At 73.3% G+C, this 16,578-nt stretch carries 16 protein-coding genes; 8 read left to right on the top strand and 8 right to left on the bottom strand.

Going from position 1 to position 16,578, the window contains the following annotated elements; translation table 11 throughout:
• The first annotated feature begins 9 nt into the window (after positions 1-9).
• The gene (locus tag BLR33_RS27385; protein ID WP_093787301.1) at positions 10-741 is read left to right on the top strand and encodes a class I SAM-dependent methyltransferase; all 732 of its coding nucleotides are present in this window, start codon (positions 10-12) and stop codon (positions 739-741) included.
• A 61-nt stretch (positions 742-802) separates the two neighbouring features.
• On the opposite strand, the gene BLR33_RS27380 is transcribed toward BLR33_RS27385, so the two are convergent.
• Complete coding sequence (locus BLR33_RS27380) at positions 803-1,558, bottom strand: SDR family oxidoreductase (protein WP_093787300.1); 756 nt, start codon at positions 1,556-1,558, stop codon at positions 803-805.
• Between the two features lie 167 nt (positions 1,559-1,725).
• Between BLR33_RS27380 and BLR33_RS27375 the strand changes: the two genes are divergently transcribed.
• Positions 1,726-2,196, top strand: a complete 471-nt coding sequence (locus tag BLR33_RS27375) for a winged helix-turn-helix transcriptional regulator (RefSeq protein ID WP_093787299.1) — start codon at positions 1,726-1,728, stop codon at positions 2,194-2,196.
• 43 nt (positions 2,197-2,239) lie between these two features.
• On the opposite strand, the gene BLR33_RS27370 is transcribed toward BLR33_RS27375, so the two are convergent.
• Together BLR33_RS27370 and BLR33_RS27365 are read right to left on the bottom strand one after the other, a co-directional pair.
• On the bottom strand, positions 2,240-2,680 hold the full coding sequence (locus BLR33_RS27370; protein ID WP_093787298.1) for a TIGR03618 family F420-dependent PPOX class oxidoreductase: 441 nt from the start codon (positions 2,678-2,680) through the stop codon (positions 2,240-2,242).
• Positions 2,681-3,015: 335 nt separating this feature from the next.
• Positions 3,016-3,672: a hypothetical protein gene (locus BLR33_RS27365; protein WP_245771698.1), complete on the bottom strand. Its 657-nt coding sequence runs from the start codon at positions 3,670-3,672 to the stop codon at positions 3,016-3,018.
• 39 nt (positions 3,673-3,711) lie between these two features.
• Between BLR33_RS27365 and BLR33_RS35340 the strand changes: the two genes are divergently transcribed.
• Together BLR33_RS35340 and BLR33_RS27360 are read left to right on the top strand one after the other, a co-directional pair.
• A complete protein-coding gene (locus BLR33_RS35340) occupies positions 3,712-3,855 on the top strand; it encodes a hypothetical protein (protein ID WP_176930531.1) in 144 nt (47 codons plus the stop codon).
• 10 nt (positions 3,856-3,865) lie between these two features.
• Positions 3,866-4,360 (top strand): hypothetical protein, encoded by a 495-nt coding sequence (locus BLR33_RS27360; protein WP_093787297.1) that lies wholly within the window; start codon positions 3,866-3,868, stop codon positions 4,358-4,360.
• Between the two features lie 106 nt (positions 4,361-4,466).
• Here BLR33_RS27360 and BLR33_RS27355 read toward each other — a convergent pair whose 3' ends face one another.
• Positions 4,467-5,012 (bottom strand): hypothetical protein, encoded by a 546-nt coding sequence (locus tag BLR33_RS27355; RefSeq protein WP_143031764.1) that lies wholly within the window; start codon positions 5,010-5,012, stop codon positions 4,467-4,469.
• Between the two features lie 933 nt (positions 5,013-5,945).
• On the opposite strand from BLR33_RS27355, the gene BLR33_RS27350 reads away from it, so the two are divergent.
• Both BLR33_RS27350 and BLR33_RS27345 read left to right on the top strand, forming a co-directional pair.
• On the top strand, positions 5,946-7,244 hold the full coding sequence (locus BLR33_RS27350) for a phosphoribosyltransferase family protein (RefSeq protein WP_093787295.1): 1,299 nt from the start codon (positions 5,946-5,948) through the stop codon (positions 7,242-7,244).
• 218 nt (positions 7,245-7,462) lie between these two features.
• Positions 7,463-7,963 (top strand): hypothetical protein, encoded by a 501-nt coding sequence (locus BLR33_RS27345; protein ID WP_093787294.1) that lies wholly within the window; start codon positions 7,463-7,465, stop codon positions 7,961-7,963.
• Positions 7,964-8,212: 249 nt separating this feature from the next.
• Here BLR33_RS27345 and BLR33_RS27340 read toward each other — a convergent pair whose 3' ends face one another.
• The 3 genes from BLR33_RS27340 to BLR33_RS27330 form a co-directional block, all read right to left on the bottom strand.
• A complete protein-coding gene (locus tag BLR33_RS27340) occupies positions 8,213-8,413 on the bottom strand; it encodes a hypothetical protein (protein ID WP_143031763.1) in 201 nt (66 codons plus the stop codon).
• A gap of 361 nt (positions 8,414-8,774) precedes the next feature.
• Positions 8,775-8,993 carry a 4-oxalocrotonate tautomerase family protein gene (locus BLR33_RS27335; protein WP_093787292.1) on the bottom strand — a complete coding sequence of 73 codons (219 nt, stop codon included), beginning with the start codon at positions 8,991-8,993 and terminating at the stop codon, positions 8,775-8,777.
• 73 nt (positions 8,994-9,066) lie between these two features.
• On the bottom strand, positions 9,067-9,855 hold the full coding sequence (locus BLR33_RS27330; RefSeq protein WP_093787291.1) for an SDR family NAD(P)-dependent oxidoreductase: 789 nt from the start codon (positions 9,853-9,855) through the stop codon (positions 9,067-9,069).
• 357 nt (positions 9,856-10,212) lie between these two features.
• Here BLR33_RS27330 and BLR33_RS27320 point away from each other — a divergent pair, with 357 nt between their 5' ends.
• Both BLR33_RS27320 and BLR33_RS27315 read left to right on the top strand, forming a co-directional pair.
• A complete protein-coding gene (locus BLR33_RS27320) occupies positions 10,213-11,403 on the top strand; it encodes a M20 family metallopeptidase (protein ID WP_093787290.1) in 1,191 nt (396 codons plus the stop codon).
• A 184-nt stretch (positions 11,404-11,587) separates the two neighbouring features.
• The gene (locus tag BLR33_RS27315) at positions 11,588-12,439 is read left to right on the top strand and encodes a helix-turn-helix domain-containing protein (protein ID WP_093787289.1); all 852 of its coding nucleotides are present in this window, start codon (positions 11,588-11,590) and stop codon (positions 12,437-12,439) included.
• Positions 12,440-12,550: 111 nt separating this feature from the next.
• On the opposite strand, the gene BLR33_RS27310 is transcribed toward BLR33_RS27315, so the two are convergent.
• On the bottom strand, positions 12,551-15,985 hold the full coding sequence (locus BLR33_RS27310; RefSeq protein ID WP_093787288.1) for a lectin: 3,435 nt from the start codon (positions 15,983-15,985) through the stop codon (positions 12,551-12,553).
• Positions 15,986-16,578: the final 593 nt, after the last annotated feature.

Here is a 16,578-nt window from a genome sequence, read left to right as displayed (position 1 = left end):
GGGGGTCCTGTGGAGCGGGATATCCGGACCGTGGAGGACGTACTGCGGCTGCTGGACGGGTTGTTCGCGCCCGAGGCCGACCGGTGGACCACCGAGGGGGCCCCGTGGTGGGACGCCTTCTACGGGGACCGCGGGCGGGGCGTGCCCTTCTTCGCGGACAAGCCCGACGAGAACCTGGTGGCCCATGTCGAGCGGGGGCTGCTGACACCCGGGCGGGCCCTCGACCTGGGGTGCGGGCCCGGGCGCAACGCGATCTTCCTCGCCTCGCGCGGCTTCACCGTGGACGCCGTGGACCTCTCGCCCGCGGCCGTCGACTGGGCGCGGGAGCGCGCCCGCGCGGCCGGCGCCGACATCCGCTTCCACTGCGGCGACGCCTTCGCGCTCGCGGACGGCGTCCTCGCCGGCCCATACGACCTCGTCTACGACTCCGGCTGCTTCCACCACCTGCCGCCGCACCGCCGGATCAGCCACCTCGCCCTGCTCGACCGGGTGCTGGCCCCCGGCGGCCACTTCGGGCTGGCCTGCTTCGCCGCCGGCTCGATGGGCTCCGAACTGCCCGACGTCGCCTTCTACCACCAGGCCCGCCTGCACGGCGGCCTCGCCTACACCCCCGAGTCCCTGCGCGCGATCTTCGCCGACCTGACGGAGGTCGAGCTGCGCCGCATGCACGACGAGAGCGAGGACTCCCCGCTCTTCGGCGAGCCGTTCCTGTGGACCGCGCTCTTCCGCCGCGAGGAGTGAGCCCCGGCGCGGGAGCGGGTCGCGCCGGGGTGCGAGCCGGCGGGCCGGGGCCGGCCGCGGGTCAGAGGCGGGCGAACGGGCGGTCGTAGGGGGCCGCATCCCTGGCCGCCAGGACCTGCTTGGCCACCTCGCCGATCGGCACCCGCAGGGGGACCGTGTCCAGCTCCACGAGGTCCGCGATCGCCGAGGCGACCTCCTCAGGCGTGCTCATCGCCTCCGGCGGGATACGGCCGTCGCCGAGGACGGCGGCGTAGGGGTCGCCGGGGAGGCGGTAGGTGAGGACGTCGTCCAGGGCGCCGGTGCTGATCGGGCCCGGCTGGGCCAGGGTGACGTCGATGCCGAAGCCCTCCAGCTCCAGGGCGAGCGCCTCGCCGAAGCCCTCCAGCGCCCACTTCGTCGCCGCGTAGGCCGCGTTGCCGGGGCGCACCGTGCGCCCGGCGGCGCTGGAGACGAAGAGCAGCCGCCCCTTGCCGCGCTGCCGCATCTGCGGGAGCACGGCCTGGACGACGCGGATCGCCCCGACAGTGTTCTGCTCGTACAGCCGCTCGATCTCGGCGATGGGGCTCGCCTCCACGGCGGCGGCGAAGATCACGCCCGCGTTCGAGACCAGCGTGTCGATCTCGCCCGCCTGGGCGACGGCGGCGTCCACGCTCTCCTGGTCGGTGACGTCCAGCCGCAGCCGCAGTGCCACGTCGAGGTCGTCCAGGGTGCGCGGGTCGCGGGCGGTGGCGATGACGCGGTGCCCGCGCTGCGCCAGCTCGACGGCGGTGGCTCGGCCGACGCCCTTGGAGGCGCCGGTGATCAGGATCGAGGCCATGGCTGCAACAACTCCTCATTCGCCGCGGGCGCCCACCGGGTCCTCGCGCGGACGGCATCGCCGAGGGCGGTTCCGGAAGGTCCGTATGCGGGGTGTGCGCACGCGCATCAGATGGTCAGGTCGGTGGATTCGATTTCCGAACCAACTCTACGCGTTACGATAGCACCGTGAGTCAGAGAAGCGAATCGACCAATCTCGGGGCTCCCCGGGTGTGCTCCATCGCCGACGCGCTCGACGTCGTCGGGGAGCGGTGGAGCCTGCTCGTGCTGCGCGAGCTGGGCTTCGGCGTGCACCGCTTCAAGGACATCCAGATCAACACGGGCGCCCCGCGGGAGACGCTGGCGCTGCGGCTGCGCAAGCTGGAGGAAGCGGGCGTGATCGCCCGCCGCCGCTACTGCGACCGCCCGCCGCGCGACGAGTACGTGCTGACGGCGGCGGGTGAGGACCTGGCGCCCGTACTGGGCGCGCTGCACGCGTGGGGGGAGCGGCATGCGACACCGCAGCGGCGCGAGGCCGTACGGGGGGAAGGTGCGCGAACGGGTCGGGCGGGAGCCGTGCGAGGGGGAGCTGCGCGGACGGCGGAAGCCGCGCATGGGGACGGCGTGCGGGCGGAAGGTGCGCCGGGCGGCAGCCGTTGAGGTTCGGGTCCCGGCGAGGGCGGGCCTGCCCCGGCCGCCGAGTTCAGCTGTTGCCGTAGACCCGTTCCGGGCGGACCAGGACAGCCGCGCGGCGGTCGGCGGCCATGACGCGGTCGTACTCGGCCCAGTCCTCGTGCGTGCCGCCCGCGGCGGTGAAGATCTCCCGCAGCATCAGGCGCAGCCGCTCCGCGTCCACGTCCGGGTGCGGGTCGTCGGGGCCGATGATCGCGGCGGTGCCCTCCACGGTGGCCCAGCGCCAGCCGGACCGTACGTTCAGCGCGAGGCGCGGGCGGACCCGGAGGTTGGCGAGCTTGACCTTGCCGTACGTCACGAAGGCCACGGCCTCGGTGCCGTCGAGAGGGTGCGCGGTGACCGCGAGGTTCACCACGGAGGACTGGACGGTGCCGTCGGCGCGCAGGGTGGAGACCGTACCGAGGCCCTGCTCGGCGCCGGCGAGCCGGGCGAAGTCCTGCAGCGTGGTCATGCCGGTCTCCTGCGGGTTCGGGTTCGGTTCCCGGTTTCCGGGCTTCCGGGTTCCGGCTTGGTGCCGGAGGTGCCGATCATGGCACAGTGGGTTCGAAAAACCAACTAACCTCTCGGTGGGATGACTCGGAGGGGCGAGCGCGGGGTGGGCGCGGCAGACGGCGGGGGCGCCGGGAGACGGAGCCGCGGGCTCTCGCTGTGCCGCCTCCCGGCCGCAGCGGGGCGCGAGCCCGCTGGCGAGGCAGCCGTACGCGAACGGCCCTGCTCCCAGGGAGAGTTCGGTTTCTCGACCCCCACCCGTCCAACGGGTGTCGGGCATCGCCTTATTGAGACCCGTCAGGGTGAGGAGGGCCGCTGCGGACGCAGGATGACCTCGCTGCCCAGCGGGGTGAAGCCGGCCGCCAGGAAGGCGCGCAGGGAGCGGGCGTTGCCGGGGGAGACGGCGGCGAAGACCGGTTCGCCGGCGGGTACCAGGGCGAGGGCGTCCCGCAGGAGCGAACGGCCCCGGCCGCGGGAGGCGTTGGCGGGGTCGGCGAGTTCGATGCTCAACTCCCGCCGTCCGGCGAGGCCGTTGGCGAGCGTGACGAGGCCGCGTGCGTCACCGTGGACGCGAACGTCGGTACGGAGGTCGCGCGCGTGGCGGACCCGTTGGTGGTCCTCGGCGTCGAGGCGTACGGGCAACTGCCGCGCCGCATCGGCCGCGTTGGAGGTGCCTCGCGCGACGAGGACGGCGTCCAGCGTGCCGATCCGCCCGGCGGGCCCGGCGAGGAACCGCAGGAAGTCGGGCGCGAGCGAACCGCCGTAGCCGTCGGGCCGCTGCGTGAGAACCTCCTCCTCGGGCAGGGCGGTGGAGATGACGGCGTGCCCGGTGAAGGCGACGGAGCACTCCAACCCGCCCGGCAGTGACGGAAGCACGGTAACCCGGCCGTCCGCGGGCGGGAACCGGCCGTCGGCCGCGCGGTGGAACAGCGTGAGCAGGGGATCGATCGTCACGCCGTCGAGGTTAGAGAACATCTGGTGGTGCACCGCTGGGTGTCCGTGTCCGCCGGCATGGACGAGGTGGAGGGCGACCTGGGAGTTCGCGGTCCTGTCCGCGGTGCCGGTGTACTGGCGGCCGGGGAGCTGAGCGTGCTGGCGGTGGCCGTCCCCTGGGCGTTCGTCTCTCGCTGGTGGTAGACGTGTGCCTATGAAGAGGCGCGAAGCGCTGGGCCGCGGTATGAGAGTCGGCCTGCTGATGGCAGGCGTTCCGGGAGGGCTCTGGGCCATCTTCGCCTTCGGGGTCGCGCTCGCTCTCCTGGCAAGAGGCAGCACGCAGGCCGCGCTGATTGCTCTCCGTGACGGCGGGATACTCCTCGTCGGAAGTTCGGCGGCGGGCGCCGTGATGGGGGTGGTCATCGGTGGCGGGCTGGCTCTCGTATCCCGGCGGGCCGTCGGCAGCCGCGCATGGGTGCCCGCCCTCGTAGGGGGATTGCTGGCGGCCGTGGTGTTCCCCGCGGAGATCGTGGCCGTGGCGCTGGGCACGGACTTCGGGCCCCTTGAGATAGTGGTGACCGTGCTCGCATGGCCGGTGATGACGGTGGTGGCCGCCGTGCGCAGCGCTGACATCGAGGGTCGTACCCGCCGTCAGGCGTGGTTGTGGACCGGCCTTGCGCGCCGCCGGCAGCAGCCGTCACCACCGTGAGCATGGCGCCCGACGAGCCGTGCTGACTCAAACGGTCGAACGGTCATCCGCCCGCCGAAGCGCTTCGGCACACCGACCGGCAAGTTCACGACCCGCGGCTGGAGTTCTAGGCGAAGGAGCGCCGTTCGAAGCTGATCCCTCCGCGGTCGGCCATCCGGAGCACTCGCCTGCCGTAGCGCGGTGGTTGGCGCAGGTGCAGGGTGAAACCCCAGGCCTTGAACTTCAGGAGGAAGCCGTCGCCCTCCAGGTGCCACCACGTCGAGCTGCCGGGGTGCGTCGGTCCTACCCGTTGCAGCCTCCTCATCTGCGGGGGCAGCCGCATGGAGTGCAGATCGCCCGATATCGGGTCCATGCAGTCGAAGACCAGCGTGGCCGGTGAGACCCAGAAATTGACGTCCCGCCAGGGTGTCGGCGGCTCGACCCGGCGCACGATGTAATCGAGGTCGAGGTGCAGTTGCACGGCCGACGGTGCTGTGTCGTCGATGTCGCTCTGCTCGAGGAACTCCTCGGGGCTCAGGCCGTCGGGCGGGCCCTCGTCATCGGTGACGGCGAGGGCGTGGATCTGGCACGAGTCGAACGACATCGCGTCGAGGTCCCGCTCCGTCCACGTGGCCTTGCTCAAACCTGACTCGGGGTGGACCACCATCTCCATAGCGTGAGTATCGACCTGCACGCGCACATCGCAATAGGGGTCACAACCCCCAATGTGCCCTCATCGCGATCCGGCAGGTAGTGGGGGAAGGCCGAGCGGCTGTTGGAGGGGCCGTCCGCCAAGAGATGTGCGGCGCTTACATGTTGGGCTGATGCGCGGGCCGCGAAGATCCCTTCGTGCTCGCTGCCGGCCTGCTCGTGGCGGGGTGCCGCCGCGGGCGGTTCGGACTGCTGTCCAGGTGGCTCGGGCGGCCGGTGGACCGCCTGCCGAAGCTGTACTGGATCCCCTTCGAGGCCGACGCCACCGTGTGCGACGGTGAGGCGATCGAGGGCAGCGGCGGTACCGCGGGCCGTCCGCGCTCCTGGGCACTCGCCCGGGCACGTCGTCCTGCTCCACAAGCCGAGCGGCACGCTGTTCAGGGGCGGCGCGCTGTTCCACCGCGGCGGCTTCGGTACGGGTCGGGACACCCTCGCACGCATCCCGCGCGTACCTGTGAGAACGGTCGTCTTCGCCCCGGGCCCGCTCACGGGGGCGGAGGGGGAGTGCTTCCGTGCGTTCCTCGCCAGAGCGGTTCCCGGGTGCGGTGCCCGCCGGTAGCCCGGGGCGGACCGAGCTGCCTCTTCGGGCCGGTGACGAAGCGCGCGAGCGTACCGATTGCGCGCGCAGTTCCCCGCGCCCCTTTGCGTACCGTGCCCTAAGCGATCGCCGCGCCCTGGGCTGGGAGGGCTCCGGGGCCGTTTCAGGCAAGGGGGCCGCTCGGCCGGGAGGTGTGCGGCGTGCAGACGCGAAGGGTTGCCCGACGAACCCCCACGGCCGCCGCGCCTCTCGTACGGGAGAGTGCCGCTGCGCACGCGCGTCGGGCGGGGCGGCGCGCGAGGATGGAAGGACGGGCGCGTGCCCGGTGGGCCGTCCCCGTGGTGAGGAGGCCGGATCGTGTTCTTTCTGGATCGGCGTGACGCCGGGCGGCAACTGGCCGGTCGGCTGGAGGAGTTCGCGGGGCGCGGGGTGGTGGTGCTCGGACTGCCCAGGGGCGGGGTGCCGGTCGCCGCGGAGGTCGCGCGCGAGCTGCGGGCGCCGCTCGACGTCTGCCTCGTGCGCAAGCTCGGCGTGCCGTACCAGCCCGAACTGGCGATGGGGGCCATCGGCGAGGGCGGGGTGCGGGTGGTCAACCCCGATGTGCTGCGCGCGACCGCCGTCGGCCCCGACGACATCGCCGAGGTCGAGGCCGGCGAGCGGATCGAGCTGGAGCGGCGCGCCCGGCGCTACCGCCGCGACCGGCAGGCCGTACCGCTGGAGGGCCGCACCGTCCTGGTGGTGGACGACGGCGTCGCCACCGGTTCCACCGCCCGCGCGGCCTGCCGGATCGCCCGCGCCAGGGGAGCGGCCCGGATCGTCGCCGCGGTCCCGGTGGCACCGCAGGACTGGGCCGACCGGATGGGCGGCGACGCCGACGCGCTGGTCTGCCCGTACACCCCGCGCGAGTTCCACGCGATCGGCCAGTTCTACGCCGATTTCACGCAGACCGACGACGAGGAGGTCGCCGCCTGTTTGGACGAGGCCGCCGCCCGTTCGTCGGCCACCGACCGGGAGGTGGAGCTGCGGGCCGGTACGGCGGTGCTGCGCGGGCGGCTGACGGTGCCGGAGGGCGCGACGGGGATCGTCCTGTTCGCCCACGGCAGCGGGAGCAGCAGGCGCAGCCCGCGCAACCGGTTCGTCGCCGCCGGGCTGAACCGGGCGGGCCTGGGCACCTTCCTGTTCGACCTGCTCACCGAGGACGAGGCCGCCGACCGCGGCAACGTCTTCGACACCGCGCTGCTCGCCCGCCGCCTCGCCCGGGCCACCGCCGAGGTGCGCGCGATGCGCGCCGCCGACGGGCTCGCGCTCGGCTACTTCGGCGCCAGTACGGGAGCCGCGGCGGCGCTGCGGGCCGCCGCGGAGGCGGACGGCCGGGTGGCCGCGGTCGTCTCGCGCAGTGGCCGGCCCGACCTGGCCGGACCCGCGCTGGCGGCGGTGACGGCGCCCACGCTGCTGATCGTCGGCGGCAACGACCGCGAGGTGCTCGCGCTCAACCGTGCCGCCCAGGCGCGCCTTCACTGCGAGAGCGACCTCGCGGTCGTCCCCGGCGCCACGCACCTCTTCGAGGAGCCCGGCACGCTGGAGCAGGCCGCGGACCTGGCGCGCGACTGGTTCACGTCCCACATGGCCCCGTCCGCGGCCTCGCTCCGCGGGTGAGGACCGCTCCGCGCTCCGCGGGGAAGGGGGGTGCCGGCGTGTGTGCCCCGCTGGGCGCCTTGCCGGCTGCGGGTCGGTGGGTGGTCGGTCGCGCCGTTCCTCGTGCCCCCAGGGGGCCAGGTGTCTGTTCAGGGGCGGGTTCGGCGGGGCGGGGCGGGGTACCCGCGGAGGCGTGCGGCGGTGGGGTGCTGCTGCCTTGAGGACGCGGAGGGCCGCTGATGAATGGCTCGGCCGGGACGGCTGACGAGTTGCTGGCGATCTACCTCAACGACCATCTCGCGGGGGCGACCGGCGGGCGGGACCTCGCCCGCCGCATCGCGCGCTCGCAGCGCGGCGCCAGCGGGGCAAGGGAGCTGGGGCGTCTGGCCGCCGAGGTGGCCGAGGACGCGCGGGCCCTGCAGGACATCATGCGCCGGCTCGGAATCCCCATACGGCGGTACAAGATGCTGCTCGGGTGGGCGGGCGAGAAGGCCGGGCGGCTGAAGTCGAACGGCTACGTGGTGCGCCGTTCGCCGCTCAGCTCACTGCTGGAGCTGGAGGCGATGCGGCTCGGCGTGGAGGGGAAGGCGTCGGGCTGGCGGACCCTGCGGGAGCTGGCCGACACCGACCCGCGCCTGGACCCCGACCGCATCGACACCCTCCTGGAGCGGGCCCGGACCCAGTCCGAGACCTTGCAGGAGCTGCGCGTGCGGCGGGCCGCCGAGGTCTTCGCGGGGTGAGGGGCGTGAGGGAGCGCGGGGAAGCGAGCAGGGGGGCGGTGCACGGGTGACGGCGGGGCCGGGGTTGTGACACGGCCCCAGGACGGTGGCGCCGTGATACGTCCCCGCCCCCTGCACGGCCCGCCCCCAGTCACCCTCCGCGGACGTACGAAGCCCGGCAGCGAAGGCGGCCCGCCCGGACAGGCAGCCCCACCTTCCGCGGGCGCACGGACCCGGCCCCGAGGCCGCCCTGACAGGTGGCCCTCACCCTCAGGCGTAGTCCTTCGACTGCCGGGGCTCCGCGGGGGCGTCGTCCACCGTCTCGTCCGGCGAGGTGAGCCCTTCAGGCGTCGGCACGCTCTTGTCGACGACCCGCCGCCCCTCGTCCTGCTCGGTCTCCTCCCGCTCCGCGTGCTCACGGTTCCCGTGGTCCTCGCGGGCCTTACGGTGCTGCTCGTCGTGGCCGGTCATGGTGCCGCCTCCCATCGGTCGACGCTCTGCGTACCACCCTCGCCTGACCGCCGCCGGGCGCGGGAAACGCGACGCCGAAGGTTTGACGCTCCCGGCCGGAAGCGCCGCACGGGCCTCGCCCCCTGCCGGACGGCCCCTGCGAGCCTCCGGGGCATACGGTCGGTTCCGGGCAGCAGATGAGCGCCGGGCGGCCATCGAGCCGCCACCCGCGGCGCGGGCGATCGTATGGACCGGCACCGCCCGCTGGCAGCGGGCAGCTGTGCCCCGGCTCGGCGGTCGTGCGGGTACGGTGCGGGCCGTCGCGGTCACGCCGCGGGTGCGGGGCGCCCGGAACAGGCGGCCCGCACCCCGGGGGTGGGCGTCACGGGGTGCCCGGCTCGCCGGTCAGCATGGCTTTGGTGAGCACCGTGCCGCCGATGCCCCAGCCGCCGTCGGGGACCTCGTCCACCAGGACCAGGGTGGTGGGGCGGGCCCGCTCACCGTAGATCTCGGCGTACAGGTCGGTGGTGCGGTCGACGATCTGCTTCTTCTGCTCGGCGGTCAGCGTGCCCGCGGGCACCTTGAAGTGGGCGAACGGCATGGCGGGTCTCCTTCGGTACGGGGAGCGGTCCTGGGGTCGTGCAGGGAGGGGCGATGGGGCCGTACGGGCCGGCTCAGAGGCGGAAGCCGCCGCTGGCCTCGATCCGCTGGCCGGTGATCCAGGCGGTGCCCTCGGAGACCAGCGCGGCCACCGCCGGGCCGATGTCCTCGGCGTGGGCGATCCGGCCCAGGGCGGTCATGCCGGTCATGGCCTGCTGGACCTCGTCGCTGGCCCGCAGGTAGCCGCCGGCGAAGTCGGTGGCCACCGGCCCGGGGGCGATGGTGTTGACGCTGATGCCGCGCTCGCCCAGTTCGGCGGCCCAGTAGCGGGTCAGCACCTCCACGGCGCCCTTCATCGACGCGTACACGGCGTACGGCTTGGTGACGAAGCGGGCCAGACCCGTGGACAGGTTCACCACCCGGCCGCCGTCGGCCAGCAGCGGCGTGCTGCCCTCGGGCGCGGTGGCCAGCGCCTGGGTGAGCAGGTAGACGCCCTTGTAGTGGACGGCGAAGAGCTGGTCGATGGTCTCCTCGTCGGTGGAGCCGAGGACGGTGCTGCCGGAGAAGCCGGCGTTGTTGACCAGGATGTCGAAGCTCTCGCGGCCCCAGGCGTCCCGCAGCTTCTGCCGCAGGGTCGCGGCGAAGTCCGCGAAGGCGCCGGTCTGCGTGGTGTCGAGCTGCAGCGCCTCGGCCCGGCGGCCGAGCGCGGCCACCGCCTCGGTGACCTCCTTGGCCTCGTCCTCGTGCGAGCGGTAGGTGAAGACGACGTCGATGCCGTCGGCGGCGAGCGCCTCCACGACGGCCCGGCCGAGTCCGCGGTTGCCGCCGGTGACGAGGGCGATCCTGGGAGTGCTGGTGGACATGGGGTGCCTTTCTCCGGGGTGGTTCGTCGGCGCGGTGGGCGCCTTCCCTTCCGATGCTCGCCCCGCGGCGCGCGATGAGCGAGGTGGCGCCCACCCAGGTGATGGGAACCCCTGGGTAAGGCCCGCGGCCATGCGGATACTGGGTGTACCCGCTGGAGCGCTTCTTCGTCGTGTCGGGGACCGCCGCGGTGGTGCCGCCGCCTTCGCTCCTCGGAGTGGGGGGCGACTGCGGCGTTTCAGGCAGTCGCGAGGCGGCGGTGGGCCTGGTCCACCATGGGCGTGAGGCGTGCGCGTCCGCGCGGCCGGTGGCGACGATCGAAGGCGTCGGTGCGCTGCCGGTACGGAGTGGGGAGAGGCGTGAACGAGGATCTTCAGCGGCCGGCCGAGGCCCGTACGGCGTCCGTGGTCGAGCTGGCCCAGGAGTTGATCCGGCGGCCCAGCCGGGGCGGGATCGACGACTACGGGCCCGTTCTCACCGTGCTGGAGGACTGGCTCGCCGCCCGTGGCCTGCCGCACCGGCGCCTCCACGACGGCGAAGACGCCCTGGTGGGGCTGCTCGTGGAGATACCCGGCGGGCACCCGGGGCCCTGGTGGACGCTCGACGCGTGCGTGGACACCGCCCCGTACGGCGACGAGACCGCCTGGTCCTTCCCGCCGGCCTCCGGAGATGTCGTGGACGGCTGGCTGCTCGGCCGTGGCGCGGCCGACTCCAAGCTCGCCGCGGCGATGTTCTGCCACATCGCCGCCGACGTGCTGCCCCGCGCCGCCGACCTGCACGGCGGACTGGCCGTGCTCCTGGATGTCGATGAGCACACCGGCGGTTTCGGGGGCGCCCGCGCCTACCTGGCCGACCCCGCTGCCGACCGTCCGGCCGGGGTGATGATCGGATATCCGGGGCTGGACGAGGTCGTGGTCGGGGGCCGGGGCCTTTGGCGGGCCTCCCTCGCTGTGCACGCCCCCGCCGGGCACTCCGGGGCCGGCCGGACCGTGGTCGGCGCCATCTCCCGTGCCGCGCACCTCGTACGCCTCCTGGATGCCGCCGACCTGCCCGGTGCCGACGGCACCTCGGGCTTTCCGCTGCCGCCGAAGCTGTCGGTCACGTCCTTCCACGGCGGTCAGGGCTTCTCCGTCACTCCCGACCGGTGCGACCTCAACATCGACATCCGCACCACCCCGGCCTTCGACGCCCACGACGCCGAGACCCTCGTCCGCAAGGCCGTCGCCGAACTCGACGCGGAACTGCCCGCCCCGGCGCCGACCGAGGTCACCCCCGTCGCCGCGTGGCCGCCCTTCCGCCTGGCCGAGGACGAGCAGCCCGCCGCCGCCCTGCTGCACGCGGCCGCCGAGGCCGGACTGACCGTGCGGGCGAAGACCGCGGGACCGTCGAACATCGGCAACCTGCTGGCCGGCGAGGGAATCCGGGCCACGGCCGGCTTCGGCGTGCCGTACGAAGGGCTGCACGGCATCGACGAACGCGCTCACCTCGCGGAACTCCCCACGGTGTACGCCGTGTACCACCGGGCCGTGCTCGACCTGCTGGCGGGCTGACGTCCCAGGCCCGACCCGGTTCTCTTCCCAGGACGGCTCCCGGGCATCCCTGGGGGGCGGCCGTACGCGGTCGCACCCGCACAGACAAAACCATGATTCGCTCGCGCGGTGGTGGGGTCGGCGGCGCCCACCCTGGTGATGGGAACCCCTGGGTAAGGCCCGCGGCCGTGCCGATACTGGGGGCATGGATCTCGACGCCATGGCCGCCTTCCTCCGCAACCGCCGCGACCGCGTGCGCCCGGCGGACGTGGGGCTGCCCACCGGGCCGCGCCGGCGCGTGCCGGGCCTGCGCCGCGACGAGGTCGCCCAGCTGGCCGGCGCCTCCACCGACTACTACACGCAACTGGAGCGCGGCACCGCCCAGCCTTCCGAGCAGATGCTCGCCGCTCTCGCCCGCGCCCTGCGGCTCGGCCACGACGAGCGGGACTACCTCTTCCGCCAGGCCGGCCGCCCGCTGCCGCCCACCAGCGGCGCCGCGGCCCACGTCCAGCCCGGCATGCTCGACCTGCTCGACCGCCTGGAGAGCACCCCGGCGATGGTCATCACCGACCTGCACGTCACCCTCGTGCAGAATCCGCTCGCCCGGGCGCTGCTCGGCCCGCCGATCGAGGCGAAGGGGCTGCGGGCGAGCTTCCTGTACCGGTGGTTCACCGAGCCCGACGCCCGGCTGATCTACCCGGAGGCCGAGCACACCCACCACTCGCGCGTCTTCGTCGCCGACCTGCGCTCGGTCGTCGGGCGCCGCGGCAGCGACCCGGACGTGCGCAGCGTGGTGACCAATCTGCTGCGCTACAGCGCGGAGTTCGCCGCGCTGTGGCAGCAGCAGGACGTCGCCGTGCGCCGCGAGGACCGCAAGCGGATCATCCACCCGCAGCTCGGCGTCCTCGACCTGAACTGCCTGAACCTGGTCAGCGAGGACGGGCATCAGCGGTTCCTGTGGTTCACCGCGCCACCGGGCACCGAGGCCGTCGAGCAGCTCGAACTGCTGTCGGTCATCGGCCTGCAGCACATGGCGCCGGACACCGACCGGCCGTAGCCGCCGATCCGCCTCCCGCAGGCCGGAAGCAGCCGTGCCACCCCGGAAACGGCCGTGCCGCCCCCGGTTCGCGGGAAGCGGACCGGGGACGGCACGGGCGGTGGGATGGGCTCAGCTGCCGTAGCCCAGGGCGAACAGGTGGACCGTGCCGGAGGCGCTGGTCACCGGCAGCGTCACCGACGCCACCGTCTTGCTCGGGTCGAGCGGCACCTTCACCGAGAAGACGTACGCCTTCACGGTGTCGCGGCCGCCGGAGCCGGTGTTGCGGTAGTCGGTGGTGATGGCCTCGGTGTTGCCCGCGAGCGGCTTGCTGCCGCCGCCGTTGAGCGTCCAGTCCGAGAAGGCCACCGTCGCCTTGGCGGTGCTGCCGTCGGTGTAGGTGACGGTCAGGTCGCCGGGGACGCCGCTGCCGTCGGTCGGCGCGTTGGTCGCCGAGCCGAGCAGGCCGAGGAACGCGCCCGAGGAGCCGGTCGGCTGCGGGATGGTCTGCCCGCCGACCTCCAGGTTGTCCGGCTGCCCGGCGCCGGTGGTGGGCCAGTTGTAGGTGATCCCGTCCGCGGTGACCTTGCCGCCGCTGGTCACGCCGGCCGCGGCGAGCGCGTTCTGCGAGTACGCCCAGCCGCCGTCGTCGAAGCCGCCGCTGAAGTGCGTGCCGTCGGCGTAGACGCCCACGTTGGACTCGTAGGGCCACAGCTCGCCCGGCTGCGCGACGGCCACCCGCAGGGTGGCGCTGCCCAGGCTCGCGCCGCTGGTGTGGTCGGTCAGCGCGAAGGTCACGGTGTACGCGCCCTCCTTGCTGCCCGCGGTGACCGGGACCTGCGTCTGCGCGGTGGCGGAGGCGGGCACGGAGACCGAGCCGGAGGAGGTGCCCAGGGTCACCCCGCTGTCGGCGGTCGCCGTCCAGTCCACGGTCGCGGCCTTGTCGCCGAGGTTGGTGAGCTTCAGCGTGGCGTCACCGCTTCCGCCCGGGGCCACGATCAGCCCGTCGCTGGTCGGGCCGGTCGCGGCGAGCACCCGGCCGCTGCCGGTGGTGTCGGACGGCGGCGCGGCGTCCGGGCCGCTCGCCCAGGCGGTGTCGGGCTGCGTGGACAGCGTGTAGTCCAGCGTCCTGGCCGAATTGAACTGGCCCGCGGTCAGCCACGAGGTGTTCCACGCCTTGCCGTTGACCTTCAGGGACTGCACGTAGGGCGCGTCGGGCGCGGCCTGCGGGGCGTTGATCGTGACCTGCTTGCCGTTGCCGAAGGTGACCTTGGCGACGGGGAAGGCCGGGCTGCCGAGCGCGAGGGTGTCCGTGCCGGGCGTCTCGGGGTACATGCCGAGCGAGGACCACACGTACCACGAACTCATCGCGCCCAGGTCGTCGTTGCCGAAGGAACCCACGGGCGCGTTGAAGTACAGCCCCAACTGGGCCTCGCGCACGGCCTCCTGGGTCTTCCACGGCTGGCCGACGTAGTCGTACTCCCAGGGGATCTCCAGGCTCGGCTCGTTGGACAGGTCCGCGTTGGTGGAGCCCGGGTCGGTGATGTTGTCCAGCAGGCTGTCCAGGTAGGACGCGTAGGCGTCCGAGCCGCCGCGGGCGGCGATCAGCTGCTTGAGGTCGAAGGGAACCATCGGCGTGTACTGCGCCGAGGTGCCCTCCACGAAGCCGTTGGAGGTGCCGGGGGTGAAGCCGCCGGCGAAGCTGCCGTCCTGGTTACGGCCCTGGAGGTAGCCGGTCTGCGGGTTGAAGACGTTCTCCCAGTCCTGCGCGCGGGTGGCGAACTTCGTGTAGTCGGCGGTGTTGCCGAGCGACTTGGCGAAGGACGCGAGCGCGTAGTCGGCGCTGTCGTACTCCAGTTGGGTGGAGACGGGGCCGTAGAAGTTGCAGCAGCCGTAGTCGGTCTCGTCCAGCGGCAGGTAGCCCTTGGCGTCGCGCACCGACTCGCCGGGGCGGTCCTGGTTGGGCGCGGTCGCCTCGTGCACCATCGCGTCGAGGGCGTGCGCGGTGTCGAAGTTGCGCACCCCGAAGGCGTAGGCGTCGGCGATGATCGAGGCGCCCGGGTCGCCGACCATGACGTAGCTCTCGCCGTTGTTCGAGGCCCACTTGGGCAGCAGGCCGGTCTGGTCGTAGCCGTTGAGCATCGAGGTGACGATGTCACCGGTCTGCTGCGGGGCGACCGTGGCGATCAGCTGGGTCTGGGAACGGTAGGTGTCCCAGCCGGAGTAGTTGGCGTACTGCGCCTTCTGGCCCTTCGCCAGCTTGTGGACCTGGTTGTCCATGCCCATGTACTGGCCGTTGTCGTCCGAGAAGACGTTCGGGTGCAGCAGCGCGTGGTAGAGCGCGGTGTAGAACTCCACCTGCTGGTCGTGGCTGCCGCCGCCGACCGCGATCTTGCCGAGCAGGGCGTTCCAGGCGTTGTGGCTCGCCGTCTTGAGCTTGTTCAGGTCCCAACCGCTGATCTCCGAGGAGAGGTTGGCGGCCGCGTTGTCGTCACTGGTGTACGAGATGCCGACCGCCGCGGTCACCGCGGTGGAGGAGGCGGTGTCGAAGGTCAGGTACATCCCGTTGGCGCCGGTGACCGGGGCGGTGGAGGCCGAACCGCTCGCCTTGGCGGAGGATTTGCCCGTCGCGGCCGGTGAACTGGTCGCGCTGCCGGTGGACTTGGCGCCCGCGGAGGGGTGGATCACCGGGGACGGCGAGGCCGGCACCGTGAAGTGCTTCTCGTGCAGCGTGCTGCCCTGCGTGCTGCTGGACTTCGGCGCCGCGGTACGGCCCGCCGTCAGCGACTTCGCGTCCGGGTTGATGGTGCTGCCGACCCAGGTGCCGCTCGTGGTGAAGGGCCGGTCGAACTTGATGTCGAAGTGCAGCGTGTAGCGGTTGTTGGCGCCGCAGAAGTGGCCGCTGTCGACCGAGCCGCTCACCTCGCGGTTGCTCACCACCTTCACCCGGGTGCCGTCCACCTGGGTGGCGCCGCCGCTCAGCTTGAGCAGCAGGTTGGCCGGCGCGCCGGCGGGGAAGGTGAAGCGGCCCAGGCCCGCGCGGGTGGTGTCGGTCAGCTCCGTGGTGACGCCCGAGGCGTCCTTGACGGTGTACGAGCCGATGGCCGTCTGCTCGTCGGAGTGCGAGAACGTCGCGGCGTCGTTCGACAGGTTGCCCGACAGCGCGCCGGAGACCGGCAGGATCGGCACGTCACCGGCGACGTCGCAGCCCGGGCCCGAGACGTGGGTGAGGCTGAAGCCGGAGATCTGCGTGCTGTTGTACTCGTAGCCGCCGCCCTGGGCGCGCTGCGGGGTGGTGTCGGGACCCCACTGCATCATGCCGAAGGGCACGTCGGGGCCGGGGAAGGTGTTGACCGCGCCCGAGGTGCCGATCAGCGGGTTCACCAGGGACGCGGGGTCCTTGACCGGGGACGGCGCCGAGGCGGCGGAGGCGCTGTCCAGGGACTGCAGCGGCAGGGCGGCCAGGCCCAGCAACGAGGCGACCACGGCCGCGCGGCGCAGCGCCGCGCTCCGCGGTCTCGGGGGAGGGGTGGGCCGGGGGTGGTCCGGGCGACGCAAGGGAATCATCGAGACTGCCTCCGCGAATCGTGCGCACGGGTGTGCCCAGGGAGGACGGATGGCGTCCTCGGCCGGCAGCGTCGTCGCAGCGGGTGCGGGGTGCCTGCGATGACAACGTTGCCAGACCTGCACGAGCGTCGAGTCAAACGCGGATGCTGAGGGCATGTCAATGCCTGTGCGGGACATGGGGGTTCCTTGTCCTTCGCATGGTGGAGTTGTGGGGGTTGTGGAAGCGGGGCCCTCCGGGGGCGCGGGGGGTGGGGCGGGTGGGCTTTGTGTTGGCCGGGGGGACCCTGCGGGGTGGGGCGGGGTGCGGCGTGGTCGTGGGTGCGGGGTGGGGCGGTGCCCGGCGTTGCGCTTGCGGGGGGGGCGGGTGCTCTGCGTGTGCGAGGTGGGGTGCCCTGGCCCGCGGTGGTGTGCGCGCGGTGGGGCGGGCTTGGTGCGAGGGGGACACTTTGCGAGGTGGGGCGGGTGGCCCCGCGGTTATGCGTGCAAGGTGCGGCGGCTGGCCCCCCGGTTGGTGCGCGAAGTGCGGCGGCCGGCGCCGCGGTCGCGTCCGTGGCCGACCTCGCAGGGGATGCTGTGGGGTCGCCGCGAAATCG

Origin of the sequence: Actinacidiphila guanduensis (assembly GCF_900103985.1) — a bacterium.
GTDB lineage: Bacteria > Actinomycetota > Actinomycetes > Streptomycetales > Streptomycetaceae > Actinacidiphila > Actinacidiphila guanduensis.
This window is presented reverse-complemented; position numbering and strand designations above follow the sequence as displayed.